General features: G+C 47.7%; 9 protein-coding genes and 1 other RNA gene. All 10 read right to left on the bottom strand.

What is annotated here, in order from left to right; translation table 11 throughout:
• Positions 1-290: 290 nt before the first annotated feature.
• The 10 genes from CIK93_RS04535 to CIK93_RS04490 all read right to left on the bottom strand — a co-directional run bounded on the left by CIK93_RS04535 (position 291) and on the right by CIK93_RS04490 (position 14,838).
• Positions 291-1,211, bottom strand: coding sequence for a TIGR01212 family radical SAM protein (locus CIK93_RS04535; protein WP_094446711.1), 921 nt, complete (start codon positions 1,209-1,211; stop codon positions 291-293).
• Between the two features lie 41 nt (positions 1,212-1,252).
• An RNA gene (rnpB, locus tag CIK93_RS04530) (RNase P RNA component class A) lies at positions 1,253-1,614 on the bottom strand.
• An 18-nt stretch (positions 1,615-1,632) separates the two neighbouring features.
• On the bottom strand, positions 1,633-2,058 hold the full coding sequence (locus CIK93_RS04525) for a hypothetical protein (protein ID WP_144007364.1): 426 nt from the start codon (positions 2,056-2,058) through the stop codon (positions 1,633-1,635).
• Positions 2,059-2,063: 5 nt separating this feature from the next.
• A complete protein-coding gene (locus CIK93_RS04520; RefSeq protein ID WP_094390571.1) occupies positions 2,064-2,927 on the bottom strand; it encodes an RNA polymerase sigma factor RpoD/SigA in 864 nt (287 codons plus the stop codon).
• Between the two features lie 188 nt (positions 2,928-3,115).
• The gene (locus tag CIK93_RS04515) at positions 3,116-4,345 is read right to left on the bottom strand and encodes a TolC family protein (RefSeq protein ID WP_094446710.1); all 1,230 of its coding nucleotides are present in this window, start codon (positions 4,343-4,345) and stop codon (positions 3,116-3,118) included.
• Between the two features lie 36 nt (positions 4,346-4,381).
• Entirely contained in the window at positions 4,382-7,486 is a 3,105-nt protein-coding gene (locus CIK93_RS04510; RefSeq protein ID WP_094446709.1) for an efflux RND transporter permease subunit, read from the bottom strand.
• 18 nt (positions 7,487-7,504) lie between these two features.
• A complete protein-coding gene (locus CIK93_RS04505; protein ID WP_094446708.1) occupies positions 7,505-8,725 on the bottom strand; it encodes an efflux RND transporter periplasmic adaptor subunit in 1,221 nt (406 codons plus the stop codon).
• Between the two features lie 264 nt (positions 8,726-8,989).
• Positions 8,990-10,540, bottom strand: coding sequence for a hypothetical protein (locus CIK93_RS04500; protein ID WP_094390567.1), 1,551 nt, complete (start codon positions 10,538-10,540; stop codon positions 8,990-8,992).
• Between the two features lie 62 nt (positions 10,541-10,602).
• Positions 10,603-13,341, bottom strand: coding sequence for a TonB-dependent receptor (locus tag CIK93_RS04495; RefSeq protein ID WP_094446707.1), 2,739 nt, complete (start codon positions 13,339-13,341; stop codon positions 10,603-10,605).
• Positions 13,342-13,554: 213 nt separating this feature from the next.
• Positions 13,555-14,838 (bottom strand): serpin family protein, encoded by a 1,284-nt coding sequence (locus tag CIK93_RS04490; RefSeq protein ID WP_094390565.1) that lies wholly within the window; start codon positions 14,836-14,838, stop codon positions 13,555-13,557.
• Positions 14,839-15,094: the final 256 nt, after the last annotated feature.

Raw genomic sequence — 15,094 nt, 5'->3', positions numbered from 1 at the left:
AAGAATTTTATCTGTCTCATTGTTGGACAGAACCCCTCTCGTAGATTTGCTCGGCAAAAGCGAACCTGCCGAGAAGTTACAAACTGTAAGAGAATTAAGTCTTAAATTTATTTAGTGGACACTAGTGTGCTTTTTGAAAACTGTAATACTGTAATACTGTAATGGGTGTAAGATAATGTGGTGTAAATATATACTCAGCGTTGGGTGCTTCAAAAACGGGGCTGATACCATCATATAATGATTGCTATTAATCCCCAATTGTTCATAAGACTATTGCCAGTCATAAAACCTTATTGATATCCGAGTGCATGATAGAGCCGGCCTTGTTGGGCATTTGTCCTCGTCATATAGTTTAGAAGGCGGTCGGTAAACTCATGGTTTTTCAATCCCCATTGTGGGGCAATCTTCATCTCTTTTGGCGATTGTGACACGAAACGCTCTACCACGATGTCAGGTCTTAGTCTTTCCAAATAGGCTGTAACCAAACGGATGTATTCATCAACGGTATAGAGCGGAAAAGGATTTTGTTGGTATAGGCGTGCCAATGGTGTGCCTTTAATGATTTGCAATTGATGGATTTTTAATAAGTCGAGTGGTAGGGCAGATATCAAATCGGCTTGGCGCATGCTTTCTGTCTCATCTTCACCAGGAAGTCCCAATATGACGTGCCCACCAGTAAGTATGTCTCTGTCATGAGTTGCTTTGATTGCTTGACATGATGTCTCAAAAGTATGTCCGCGGTTGATGAGTTGCAGCGTGGTGTTGTTGGCAGACTCGATGCCGTATTCCACGATGAGAAAGGTCTGTTGGTTCAGTTGTTCCAGATAGTTGAGTGTTGTTGCGTCTATGCAGTCTGGGCGTGTGCCGATGACCAGTCCTACCACGTTTTCTACGTCAAGAGCTTCCTCGTAGCGGCGTTTCAGTGTGTCTATATCTGCATAAGTGTTGGAGTACGCTTGAAAATATGCCAGATATTTCATATCCGGATATTTATGACTGAAAAACTGTTTTCCCTCTTCCAGTTGTGTAGTGATGGATTTCTCAGGATTACAGTATGATGGATTGAAGGTACGGTTGTCGCAGAAGATACACCCTCCTGTACTGATGTGTCCATCTCGGTTGGGACAAGAGAAACCAGCATCAACGGAAATCTTCTGTACGCGAAATGGAAACTGTTGCCGTATCCATGTACTGTAGGAGTTGTAGCGCATGTTGTAGGAAGATAAGGAAAGTAAAGAATATAAAAAAAAGAGTAAACAGTGTTTCTGTAAGCCGGGTTCTGTTCCTTGCTAAGGCAAGGCGTCTGCCATTTATCTACTACGCAGGTCACCCTACGTCTCTAGCATTCTACCCTCCATCGTTGTTACTCGGGCGGACAACCCTCAGACGATGGTTTACGTGAACTTGCAGCTCCCAGATGGAACAGCCCGACGATCACCCGTCGGCTGGTGGTCTCTTACACCACCTTCTCACCCTTACCCTTGCGGGCGGTCATTCTCTTCTTCCATATCCAGCTGTCGCCAACTGCTTCTGTTTTCGGAAGTGGGACGTCCTATGCTGCCCGGACTTTCCTCTCGCACCATTGCTGATGCCAGCGGCAGACCGAAACACTGTTTACTATCTTTTCTGCGTTTATTTCTTTGGTTCTTCTTCTATGTCAAGATTGACTGTAGAGAATTTGAAGTCGTTGGTATTGAGATACTTCATATCGTATTTGCGTTTCGACTTCGACGTGTATTGTTTTCTCATTTTGAGATATTTCTTCTCTGCATCTTCTCTTTTGAGTGCAAATATTACCAAGCAAACCCTATTGGGGTGTTGTTGTGCTGTGAGGTATTCGTTGAGTTGGCGTGAGTAGTGTTCTCTGCCCAACAGAAATTTTGTTTTGCTTTCTATCCAGACGTTGGTGATTTCCTGCACATCGGTCATGTAGATGGTGGAATCTTGGAAAGAAGCTGAAAATCCAAAGATATAGACTTTCGGAGTCTTTATGTTTTTGGCGTTGACTACCATTGGCATGGTTAGCGCCATGAGAAGCAATAATATTGCTTTTGTCATTGTTTTCATTGTCCTAAATATGATTTTAACATCGTGTTGTTCGTATTATTACGTAGCCTCCTAATGGCTTTCTCCTTAATCTGTCTGACACGTTCGCGGGACAGACCGTATTTTTCACCCACCTCTTCCATGGTCATCTCTGGTGAGTTGATACCGTAGAGGGCTTCTATTACAGAGCGCTCTTTGTTGGAGAGTGTTTTCAGCGCATTCTCTATTTCTGCTCGCAGCGATTCTCTTACGAGTTCTCGGTCAGCCATCGGTGAGTTGGTATCTTCCATCACGTCGATGAGGCTACTGTCTTCACCATCGGCAAATGGAGCATCCATCGATACATGGCATGTGTGAGCATTGAGCGCTTCGTCAATTTTATCCTGCGGCAAATCAACAAGCTGCATCAGTTCTTCCGACGATGGTTTCCGCTCGTGTTCTTGTTCAAACTTATTAGCCTCATGGGTCACTCTGCTCAACGCACTTTGTTGATTGAGTGGCATTCTGACCAATCGGCTCTGTTCTGCAATGGCTTGCAGGATACTTTGTCTGATCCACCAAACGGCATAAGATATAAACTTAAAGCCTCGTGTCTCGTCAAATTTTTCAGCAGCCTTGATGAGTCCTATATTGCCCTCGTCGATGAGGTCGGGCAATGATAGTCCTCTGTTCTGATATTGCTTGGCTACTGAAACAACGAAACGTAAATTGGCCCTTGTCAGTTTCTCCAAAGCGCGCTTGTCGCCTTTCTGAATACGCTGTGCCAATTCCACTTCCTCATCTACTGTTAGCAGTTCTTCTTTACCGATTTCCTGCAAGTACTTCTCGAGAGATTCGCTCTCTCGGTTGGTGATGGATGTGTTGATCTTCAGCTGTCTCATAGGTTTTTTTGGTTTGGTGTATTTTGCAAAGGTATAGTATTTTTTTCGAAAGACCAAAACAAAAAACCTCTTTTTATAATATTTTTGTATCCTTACTCCCTGATTTGTTCTTGGATCATGGGGGGCAAGGATACTGGTTCGTCTATGGACAAAGGATGTTTGTCTATGAAGAATAGATGTGGTAAATATCATTTAGAACCGCACAGACGCTGTAGTTCTATGACGGTTTGGTTGTATTCATTGATGGCTTCTGCGCGTTTCTGATAGACATCGATTTCATCTTTCAGTATGCCTACATATTCTACATATCCGATTTCGCCTTGTTCGTATTCAGCTGTGGCAAGTCTTACCATCTCATCGTTCCATTGACAACCGTTTTCCGCGTAGTATTCCACTCGTTGGCGTGCAGCATTGCAACGGCTCAATAGTGCGTTGTATTGAGATTCACGTTGTTGTGCTTCCTGTTGAATCTGTATTTGCAATTGTTCGCGCTCAGCTTTAGCAGCCTTGACGCGTGCTTTGGTAGCGCCATAAAACAAGGGAATGCCTACACCAACCTCAAAGCCCATGAAGTTTCCACCGTCATATCTGCTACGGTCTTCGTTGTAGGGATTCCATGAAGAGATAACCATCTGATTGCGTAGTGAGAGTGAGAGGGAAGGGGCATAACCGCTTTTTTCTACCTTCACCTGGCGTTCAGCAGCTTGCAGTTTGTCGTTGGAGAAGCGTCCTTCTGGAGTTTGTTGATAGTTATAGGCCGGTAGGACGAATTCTATGGGAGTTAACAGTTCGTCTGCGGCAGTGATGGGTTCATCGGTGCCAATCACCTGCATCAGTTGCAATCGAGCATTCTCAGCCTCATTTTCAGCTTTTACGATGTCGAGTTGGTTTTCGCGCTGTAAGCGTTCTGCATTGATGAGTTCACGTCTGCCTGTCTCTCCAGCCTCCATACGTTGGCGCACCACGGTACGGTAGCGTGTCATGATGCTGTCTTGTCTTCTTAGGTTACGAAGGCATTGTTCCTGATAAACCAGTTGGAAATAGGCAGAAGCCACAGCAGCCTCCACGTTTTTTTGTTCCATCTCCAGTCTGCTCCTTTCGGCTTGTGTCTCAGCTTTTAACTGTTGACGTCGGGCAATATATACTGTGGGAAAGTCGAAACTCTGCGTTACCGACAGTGCGTTGTCAGGACTACCTCCCGATGTAGGGTCTTGCGAAAGCGACAGCTCTGTCTTTTCCAAGTCCCATGCCGTGCCTTGCAATGCCTGCGCCCGTTCCACTTGTTTGTTTGCCATACGTATTGTCGGGCTCTGCTTCATCGCCATGTCAATACATGTTTGAAGTGACAGGTGGCGCATTTGTGCCATGGCAGCACCACTTATTATCGTACCCATTATTGTGAGGATGATGTGTCGCATAGTGTCTTACTCTTTAATATATATAAGATGTGTGATTTATTCTTTTTTAAAGGTGCGGTAAATCGCAGGCAATACCAGAAGTGTGAGCAGGGTGGAAGTGATGAGTCCACCGATCACTACTGTTGCCAACGGGCGTTGCACTTCTGCGCCATCGCCTGTAGAGATTGCCATAGGCAGGAAACCCATTGACGCCACAAGGGCAGTCATCAGAACAGGGCGCAAGCGAATCATACAACTCTGTGTGATGCGTTGGTTGATGTCCGCTATGCCTTCACGTTGCATTTGGTTCATCTGTCCCACCAGTACAATACCGTTGAGCACAGCCACACCGAAGAGGGCAATAAAACCAACACCTGCCGATATGGAGAAGGGCATACCTCTGAGCCATAAAGCCCATACGCCACCGATGGAAGCCAATGGGATGGCAGAGAATACAAAGAGTGATTCGCGCAGGTTCTTCACCGTGGCATAGAGCAACAGCAGAATGATCAGTAGCGCGATAGGCACTACAATGCTCAGTCTGTTGATAGCACTCTGCATATTCTGGAATTCACCGCCATAGGTGTAATAATAGCCTTCGGGCAGTTGCACCTTTTCGTTCATCAGCGTTTCTATCTCCTCCACGGTTGACTGCATGTCGCGTCCCTTGATATTGAAACCGACGTAAATGCGGCGCTCGCCATTCTCGTGGGAAACCTGTGACGGAGCAGGCTCATTGACAATATCTGCCAATTGTTCTAAAGGCACCGTAATGCCCTCGCCAACGGGAATTGCCAACTGTCGAAGTTCTTCAACCGTGCGGTTGCGATTGTCGAGTCGTACCACCACGTCAAATTTCTTCTCGCCTTCATAGATAGCACCTGCTGTGGCGCCTGCAAATGTTGTTTCAAGTATGCGGTTCACATCATCTACGCTGACACCATAGGCAGCCATGCGGTTGTGGTTGTAGCGCACTTGTATTTGCGGGAGTCCAGAAACCTGTTCCACCTGTACGCCGCTGACACCTCTTACGTTGCGCACCAGTCCTGCAATCTTAGCAGCTTGCTGTTGCAATACGTTGAGGTCTTCGCCAAACACTTTGATGGCTACATCCTGTTTGATACCCGTCAGCAATTCATTGTTTCGCATTTGTATGGGTTGGGTCAGTTCGGCTTCAAGACCGGGAATGTTCTTTAGTGTTTCCGACATCATCGCCATGAGTTGGTCGGTAGTCTTTGCCGAAGTCCATTCGGCTTTTGGCTTCAGTGCCACCATGATGTCAGCACGTTCCACCGGCATCGGGTCTGTAGGAATCTCGGCACTGCCGATACGACTCACCACCTGTTTTACTTCAGGATATTTGGCTTTCAGGAGTTGTTCTGCTTTGCTGCAACTCTCCACCATTTGTGAGAGCGACGTGCCTTGTGCCATACTCATCTCGATGGCAAAGTCGCCTTCTTCCAGACTTGGGATGAATTCACCGCCCAAAAACTTGAAGCCTATACCGCTGACGCAGAACAGTGCAACGGCAATGGTAATGACATCTTTGCGACGTTGCAGCGTCCATTCCAATATCGGTCGATACCATTCTTGCAGTTTGGCAAGCATCCTGTCGGAAACCGTTTCTTGGGTATGTACCTTTCTGCTGAGGAATGTGCAACTTGCCATCGGCACATAGGTCAATGAAAGGATAAAGGCGCCGACTATGGCAAAGAATACTGTCAATGCCATGGGGCGGAACATTTTTCCTTCAATTCCTATGAGTGTCATCAATGGGATATAGACAATCATGATGATGATTTCGCCGAAGGCAGCACTCTGCCTGATGCGTGATGCCGAGAAATGCACCTCGTTGTCCATCTCCTGACGTGTCAGCCGTAGGGTAGGGTATTTGTCGGCACTACTGTTGATATGGGTCACCACCGCTTCGATGATGATTACCGCCGAATCGACTATCATACCAAAGTCTATGGCTCCCAAACTCATCAGGTTACCGTCAATGCCGAATGTCTTCATCATGCCGAAAGCAAAGAGCATACTCAGTGGGATAACACTTGCCACAACGATGCCTGCCCGCCAGTTGCCGAGAAAGAGTATCAGCACGAAGATGACGATGAGTCCGCCTTCGATGAGGTTGCGTGCAATGGTATGTTCCACGCGGTTCACCAGATTGGTACGGTCTATGAATGGTTCGATGACCACACCTTCCGGTAGTGATTTCTGTATCTGGCTGATGCGATCCTTTACGCGTTGGCTCACTTCTTGGAAGTTTTCACCTTTCAGCATGATGGCAATACCTGCCACCGCTTCACCATTACCGTTGCGTGTTACTGCTCCGAAACGTGTTGCATGTCCCATCTGTATGGTAGCCACATTACCCACGCTCACTACGTTGCCATCAACAGTCTTGACAGCCACTTGGCGCAGATCGTCAGCAGAGGTCAGCACACCCAATCCGCGGATGTAGTATTGGTTAGCGTCCTGTTCGATATAGCTGCCGCCCGTATTGGCATTGTTCTTTTGCAGTGCTTCAAAGACATCGCCCACAGTCAGTCCGTAGGCAGTCAGTCGGTTGGTTTCGATAGCCACTTCATACTGTTTGACAAATCCTCCCCATCCGCTCACCTCAGCCACACCAGGTGTACCCGACAGTTGTTTGCGTACTATCCAGTCTTGCATGGTGCGCAATTGCGTCAGCGTGTATTTGTCTTCATAGCCCTCTTTGGCTCTTATGGTATAGTGGTATATTTCGCCCAGTCCGGTGGCAATAGGTCCCATCTCGGTATCTGTATTGGCAGGCAGTTCCTTGGTCACGTCCATCAGTACTTGGCTCACCTGTGAGCGAGCCCAGTAGATGTCGGCAGCATCGTCAAACACAAGTGTGATGACCGATAGTCCGCTACGTGAGATACTGCGTCTTTCTTCCAGTCGCGGGATATTGGCTAATGCCATTTCTATCGGAGTGGTGATGTATTGTTCCACCTCTTGTGCGCCCAGTGCAGGAGCTTGGGTGATGACCTGTACTTGATTGTCAGTAATATCCGGTGTGGCATCGAAGGGAAGATGCACCAATGATACGATACCCCATACCGCCATGGCAAGGGTCAGAATGCCTATCGTCAGTTTGTGTGTGACGGAAAAATCTATCAGTTTCTGAAACATAGAGAGGTATTAGCTATATTAATGGTTGTGTTCACCGTGTTCACCGATGAGCGAAGCCAGATAGAACACGTTTTCTGTTACGATTTGCTGTCCGTCTTGTATGTGTTTACAGAGTTCCACCTCGGTATATCCAGAATCGGTCACTCCGGTTGTCACCTCATGTCGTGAGAACACACAGTCCCCGTTTTTTCCTTTTTTGTCGAGTGCAAAGATGTAGGTTTTACCATCGGTATTGACAATGGCTTTTGAGGGCAGTGCTTTGCAACGCTGTCTGCCAGTGGCAATGCGTCCTGTGACAAACATACCGTCTATCAGTCGTGCTTTGGCGTTACCGTCCAGTTTCACATGTACGGCAACACTCTTTGTACCATCGTTGAAATAGTCGTTGATGCCATAAACCTGTCCGCTGACTTCTATGCCGGGTTGGTTGGTGAGAGCCAGCAATACGCGGTCTCCTTTATTCACTTTCTGCAGGTCTTTCTCAAAGACGTTCAGGTCGCACTCCACTTGATCATTATTGCGGATTGTCATCAGTGGTGTTTGCATATCAGCATAGCTGCCCAGTGGTGCATTGAGTTGACATACTGTTCCGCTGATGGGAGCACGCAGAGGGAATGTTGTGGTAAACTGTCCTCGTCCTACGGCATGGGTACTGATGCCCATTTGTTGCAGTTGGCGACCAATACCTATCATGGTGGCGTGCGCCACTTGATAGTTGCGTTCAGCCTGTTGGCGGTTCTTCTGCACACCAGCCCCCTGCTGTGCCAGTGTTTCTTGGCGTTGCTTTTCTATTTGTGCCATTTCACATTCTTTGTAGGCAGCATAGTATTCGCGTTGTAGTGTCACCACATCAGTATTTTCTATGGTTGCCACCACCTGACCTTTTGTCACGTGTTGTCCGTTTTTCACGAGGATGTTCTTTACCACGCCACCCATTAGTGAGGCAACATTACCCATCGACTGTGGGCGCAAAACTATCGACCCGTTGACGCGGATGGTAGCATCGAGTTCACGGTGTTGCACAGAGTCAGTTTTTAAGTCTATAGTAGCAATCTGTTTAGCTGTTAGAGGTATGTTTTTGAAATCTTGTTCTTCATCGTGGTGTTCGTCTTCTGCCTGACTATGTCCTGCATGTGCATCGTGGTGATCGTCGTCACCGTGTGACAGTAGTGTAAATCCACCTACAGCCACCAGTGTTGCGGCTATCACTATTGCCAGTCGTTTGATATTGTCTTTCATATTTTTTCAGGTTTTCTTTTTTTTATTCCGTGCAAAATTAATGAAACGTCTTAATATCGAAGTATGATATAAGTATCAACTGCTATTTTCTGCAACTGGGTTGCAAATGTGTTTCATGTTCAATCGGTAAGTTGGTAATAGTATGTGTCGTAATGTGGATAAAAAAGAGGCACGATACCTGTTTGACAGGTCGTGCCTCTAAACGAGAGAACGTATGTAAGAAACGTATGTATGTAAGGTTTTACCCTAATCAGTCGGTTGGGATTAATACTTGGCATTCTGAGGGTCGAAGTTTGTCCAACCATCGAGCCAGTTGTCGTTGGCATTGAATGCTCCAACGTAGTTGACAGAAGTAAACCAGCTGTCGAGACCCTTGAAGTTCTGTGCGCCAAACACAGCACTGCCACTCTGGGGAATGATCGCTACGCCAACGCCTTTGGTGTCAGTTAGTTTCAATGAAGTCTTGTCTGCCAGTGCCTTGTTGCCAGGCTGAGCAGCGAAGAAGGTGTGAGAGTATGACTGTTTGCTGTCAGCCTTTACCGTTTTGTTGGCGAAGTCGTATTCCTTATCCTCGTAGCTCTTGTTGGCATCCGAACCGATGATGTCAAGATTAGCCATCAGTATGTTTTGCAGATGCAGTGTTCCCTTGCTTGCTTCTTCAGGAGTATTGCCCTTTTCACCATCAACAATCAGACCGATAGGCCAGTCCATAACCAGCGAATTGACACAGTTTAGACGTGACGAACGGCGAATCTGCATGGCAGCCTGGAAACGTCCGAGACCCGAACCGTTGTTGGGAAAATAGTTGCCAGCAGTGATATAGCTCTTGTCGTTGACAAAGTCAGAAGCCGATTTTGGACCAACGAAGGTGATGTTGGAGAAGGTGGCAGTGGTGTAAGGAGAAAGCTGAGAACCATCAGAACAGTTGTCGCTTTCGAAACCGTTGCTCTGGCTCTGGTCGGCAATCTTCGGGTCGCGTACGGCAAGACCGAACTGCACCTTACCAGAGAAGCCGTTGTCGGTATCGAAGTCATCGTCCCATCCTTTGTAGGCAATGAGGTATTTGCAGTTGACCGCACCACCGAACCATTCAAACGAGTCGTCGTTGGAGAATGAAACCTGTACGTGGTCGATCTTGGTGGCAGAACCTACGCTACCCAAAGTCAGACCGTTGATTTCCTGGTCAGCCTTGAAGGGATATCCAGCAAACTCGATACGAACATAGCTCAAAACACCTGAGTTGTCGGCATCGTCATTGCCGCCGTGCTTGGTGCGTGGTCCACCTTCAATCTGCATCTCCGTTTGGTTGTTGCGCGCTTTACCGCAGAGGATGATTCCCCCCCAGTCACCGGGGCGACGCTGTCCGGCAGCCGCAGCAGAAGTAAAGACGATCGGTTCGGTTGCCGAACCCTGTGCAATGATTTTACCGCCACGCTCAGCAATAAGCGTTGCCTTGGTGGTCTTGTCACCCTTGATGACACTTCCCGGTTCGAAGGTCAGTTCTGCTCCTGCTGCGATATAGATCCATCCTTTCAGCGTGTATGTACCTTTTTTGAGTTGTTGCTTGCCAGTGAATACAAACTCCTGATCGCCGTTGCCAATGACAGTACCATTGGCATCTTCTTTGCCGTCAGCATCGAAGAGTATATGGTCGCAGGCATTGAGTCCTCCGTCTTTGGTCCATTTATAGACCGTATTCTGTCCAGGTTGTGGATTAGGGTCTGGTGTAGGATCATCGTTACTGCTGCTGCATGCGGCCATCATAGCCGTCATTGCGAGGATGCCCATGCATCCCATGAAATTCATCTTTTTCATCTTGTTACTTTTTTTTTGATTAAACAAAACATCTGTTATTTCAGTATATTATCAATTTCGTATTAGAATTTGTAGATGGCCTGCAAACCAATGTTGCGACCGGGTTTATAGCATCGCGCCACCTCTTCGACGGTACGCTGGCTACCATCGGTGTATGTCACGTCGGCAAACTGTTTGTAGTAAACCTTTTCAGCCAAGAGGTCGCGCACCAGGAGTTTGATTTCCCAGTGCTCCCCAAAGCGCTTCGTGGCAGAGAGGTCGATCACGTTGCGAGGCATCTCATAGCTATGAGGCACACGAGCATTCTCGTCAGAGGCACTGCTTCCTTCGCTGCGTCCCACACCGATGATGCGCTTTCCGATGCGGTTGTAGAGTACCGCCACATCGAGGTTCAGTGGTTTGTTTTTGTAAAACAGTCCAGTGTTGATGAGGTATGGCGACTGTCCCTGCATGGGTCTGTTTTCCTCTTTGCTGCCAGGAGCGAAAGCCACCTTACTCTTGATGAGTGCCCCATTGAACGACAAGTTGAAGTCAGGGAGACCGATGAAGGCGAGGTTTTTGCGGATATCGAGTTCTATACCGTAGTTGTTTGCGCTCCGTGCATTCTTATAGGAATAGATGAGGTTGGTGCCACCTGCCACGGTGTAGGTCCATTCGATGGGTGAATCGAAATGCTTGTAGAAGAGTGCCAGCGAGATGAGTTCGCCTCGACTGGGGTAGATTTCATAGCGCAGGTCGATATTGTCGATGTAGCAGTTGTTCAGTTCGGTATTACCCTGCACATCGCTTGCCAGGTCGAAGTCGTAATAGACCGACGATGCCACTTCGCGAAACTCCGGTCTGTTGATGCTTTGTCCATAGGAGAGTCTGACTTGGTGAATATCGTTCATGCGATAGGTGGCATTGAGTGAGGGGAAGAGGTCGTTGGTGCGATAGTGGCGACTCTGTTCGCTCTTTTCGTTGTCGCGAGTGTTGGAGATGAGTTCCATATCGTTGTGCTCGAAGCGCAGTCCAGCATTGACAGTCACCTTGCCGAATGGCAGCATCATGTTGAGATAACCAGCCCCTAAGATGTTGTGTCCCCGATAGTTGTTGCGCATCTGCAGTTGTTCGAAGAGGTAGAGCTTATTGTCGCCCAGATTGTCGGGATTACCAAGGAGTGTTGGCACATCCATGTATTGGAAGTCGCTGGGCAATGTGTTGTTGCCGGGATTCCATTGGTAGTAGAACTCGTGAGCTTCATACGCTCTTGTGCGGTATTCGCCATAGGTACCAGCCATGAGATCAGGTTTCCATGAACCAAGCGTGAAATGGTGTTTCTCGTTGAGTGCTACAGAGGCGATGTGTTCATCGAGTGCAGTCCATTCGCGTTTCACATCGTTGCCTGTGCTGAGAGCAAACACTCCCGTTTCAAGTGCATCGTTCACCATATAGCGCTTGCGATCAGGCAATCTTCGATTGGCATAGGCATAACCGATATTCCAGTCGAAGGTATCGTCAGTAAACGAGTGTTTTCCCGTCAGCTGTCCGTTGTACGTGGTACGGCTTCGATAGTAGTATTCCGCGCTGCGCTCCATATCCGACTGTGCGCTAACACCGTCACGCCAGGTGTATCGGCTGGTAGCCAGTTGGTTGAAGATATTTTTGAGTTGGTATTTATGCTTTCCGTTGCGTGAGAGCAGGGTAAGGTTGACCATGGCCCCCAGTCTCACATTATTGTTATACTGGTCGTCAACAGAATAGCGCAGAAAGTTGGGCTTGTTGTTCACCGCATCATAAATGCCGAAGAGGTTGTTCTCCATGTTTTCGTATGTGCGGTATTCGTTGGTGTAGTTGATCGCAGCCAACAGTCCGAGGGTGCGTCCGTTCAGGTTCCAACGGTGGTTCATGCTTGCCGCCAGTTTCAGATCGCCGAATGGCTTTTTGCTCTTCACCGCCCAATCGTAGTTGAACGGCATGTCCATGCTGCGCTTGCCATTGTCGAATCCGAGGAAGTCTGTGGCAGAACCCTTGTAATAGCTGAAGTCCTTCATGGCGGTAGAGGTATTCCAGTTGCCACCCAGCATCAGCGAGAAACCATTGGATGTAGGAATCTCCTTGGTATTGACGATGATGAAACCGCCAGAGTAGTCGGCAGGATATTCTGCAGAAGGAGATTTGACGATGGTGAGGTTGTCAATCTGCGAACTGGGTATGATGTCAAACGAGAACGCCCTTGAGTCAGCTTCACTACTGGGCACTGCCCCTCCGTTCACCCATACATTATTGTAGCGTTGAGAGAGTCCGCGCACCATCACAAACTTATCGTCGATGAGGCTTACACCAGGTACACGGCGGATGACCTCGCCCGCATTGGTGTCTTGTGTACGGCTGATTTCCTGAGCCGAAACATTGTTCATGACCAACGCACTCTGTTTAGCCATCTGTACCATGGCAGCATCGGTATTCTTGCGTTCCACCGCCGTAACCGTCACCTCCTTGAGCTGTTGCTCGTCAGGAGAGAGAGCCACCTTCACCACTTGTGTGTTGCCCTTTTGTGCATCCACCTGCAGTTGGCAGGTCTTGTAGCCTATATAGTTAATTAATAAGGTGTGTTTTCCTGATTTGAGTCCATCGAGTGCAAAGCAACCTTCCATATCGGTGATAGCTTTCAGGTTAGAATCCTCTACTGAGATGACCGCACCGATCAATGTTTCCTGCGTTTTTGCATCGCTAACGATACCTTTGATTTGTTGCGCCCAAGTCTGCAAACAACCAACTGCAAGACATGCTGCAACAATGATTCTCTTGTTCATTTTCATTTCTTTCTTATTACCATTATGATTTCGGCTGCAAAGTTACGTGTCTCTTATTACAGGTCTGTTACGCTGGTGTTGAAAGTGAATGACAATGGTACGACAGTCGTGTTACGGGTATGGGAAAGGCAATGGAGATAAAAAAACACTTCCGGTGGTTGAACCAAGCGGATTCAATCACCGGAAGTGGAATGGGCGATAAGGGCTGCGCCTTATCGATTACTTATTGCCAGTAAACTGGCCAACGAACAACAGGGTGCCGCTCAGCGAATCGCTGATGGTATAGACAAACGGGTGGTCGGCAATGAAGTTGACATCACGATAGTCAGTCGGACCGAGTGACGTCAGCATGACAGCAGCAGTAACGGCAGCAGCCTTGGTGCCCTTCTCGCTCACTTCAATCTTAGCCTTCTGCAACATCTGTGATACATAGAACTGACCATCGGCAAACTTGCTGAAGTCGGCTTCGGCAGGATTGAAGATGCTGGGTGCTCCCAGTGTGCTGACAATGCCGTTGAGCGGGATGTTGGTCTCGGTGGTGAACTTCGGCAGTTGCAGATTGACATTGCAGATATGCATCTTGCTGGTCAGGGTAGAGAGTGTCGAAGCGTCGATAGATGCCATCATCTCGTTGATGCTCTTACCTTCGTTGGGCAGCAACACCGTCATGTGATAGATACCATTGCCGTATGGCAGCACAACGGCTTTGTAGAGTGGCATTTCTGCGTATAGGAACTTGTTACGTTGGTGCATCATCTCCACCTTTTGAATATCGCGGGTGTATCCACGGAAAATCTCTTCACTGGTTTTGCGTTCATCAAACTTCTTCTCCCACGTGCCGTTGAAATAGATGGCATTCATCAGATAAGATACTGCAGCAGGATCAGTCTGGTCGATGATGGAAGGAATCATGCCGTCAGTATGTTTGGAACACCAGTTGTTGATGTGTTTTACTGTGGCAGGATTGCTGAAATCCAGACTTTCCACCCCAGCCATGTAATGGTCTGTCACGGTGCTGACAAACTGCGGACGCAGCCGATATGCCTTGTTCACGGCAATATAGTTGGCAATGCTTACCGTGGTCTGTTGATCCAGTCGGTCGGCAGTATGCAGGATATTCTGATAGAGCGAGTTGAGGTCGTTGATGTCGATACCCTCACAGCCGATAGCTTTAAGGATTTCCTGTTGGCTGACACCATCAGCACCGTTAGCCAACATCCCCATGAGGTATGCTACGCTCAGTGGTGACACCACTTTGCTGCTGTGGTCGCTAACCTGATTGAAGAGCTGTAGTGCAAAGACATTGTTGCGGTTGACGATGTCGCGCTGTGCATCGCTGAGTGTGAGGTATGCTTCATCCATATCTGTAGAGTTAGAGGGAGTGACAACGACAGTATCGTCTGTCGAAGGGTTGTTGGGGTTTTGGAGCTTCTTGCTACTGTTGCATGAAACGGTAAGGGCGGCAGTCAATAGTATCGCCGCGGTTGTTGTGTAGTGCTTCATTGTTGTTGTATGGTTTTAATTTCAAATTGTTTCTTATCTGGTAAATGCCGATGATATGGATAGATTGCATGAGACAGCCACAATCTTAACAACTCTTAACCGTATAAGCCTCTCATGGCGGTTTTCCTTTGCAAATTTACATAAAACCCCCGAATTATAAGCCAGTCGGGATAAAAAACCTAATGTCATTTCCCCGAATCGGGCAGTGTTTGAGAGAAAAAATGTCAAGTCCGCCACAGATTCTTGTCCTATATAC

It is taken from the genome of Prevotella sp. P3-92, from assembly GCF_002251205.1.
Taxonomy (GTDB): domain Bacteria; phylum Bacteroidota; class Bacteroidia; order Bacteroidales; family Bacteroidaceae; genus Prevotella.
This window is presented reverse-complemented; position numbering and strand designations above follow the sequence as displayed.

Bases quoted from the DNA above. Each gene is read 5' to 3' on its own strand.
- CIK93_RS04535 (WP_094446711.1), bottom strand. From the start codon at position 1,211: ATGCGCTACAACTCCTACAGTACATGGATACGGCAACAGTTTCCATTT.
- CIK93_RS04525 (WP_144007364.1), bottom strand. From the start codon at position 2,058: ATGACAAAAGCAATATTATTGCTTCTCATGGCGCTAACCATGCCAATG.
- CIK93_RS04520 (WP_094390571.1), bottom strand. From the start codon at position 2,927: ATGAGACAGCTGAAGATCAACACATCCATCACCAACCGAGAGAGCGAA.
- CIK93_RS04515 (WP_094446710.1), bottom strand. From the start codon at position 4,345: ATGCGACACATCATCCTCACAATAATGGGTACGATAATAAGTGGTGCT.
- CIK93_RS04510 (WP_094446709.1), bottom strand. From the start codon at position 7,486: ATGTTTCAGAAACTGATAGATTTTTCCGTCACACACAAACTGACGATA.
- CIK93_RS04505 (WP_094446708.1), bottom strand. From the start codon at position 8,725: ATGAAAGACAATATCAAACGACTGGCAATAGTGATAGCCGCAACACTG.
- CIK93_RS04500 (WP_094390567.1), bottom strand. From the start codon at position 10,540: ATGAAAAAGATGAATTTCATGGGATGCATGGGCATCCTCGCAATGACG.
- CIK93_RS04495 (WP_094446707.1), bottom strand. From the start codon at position 13,341: ATGAAAATGAACAAGAGAATCATTGTTGCAGCATGTCTTGCAGTTGGT.
- CIK93_RS04490 (WP_094390565.1), bottom strand. From the start codon at position 14,838: ATGAAGCACTACACAACAACCGCGGCGATACTATTGACTGCCGCCCTT.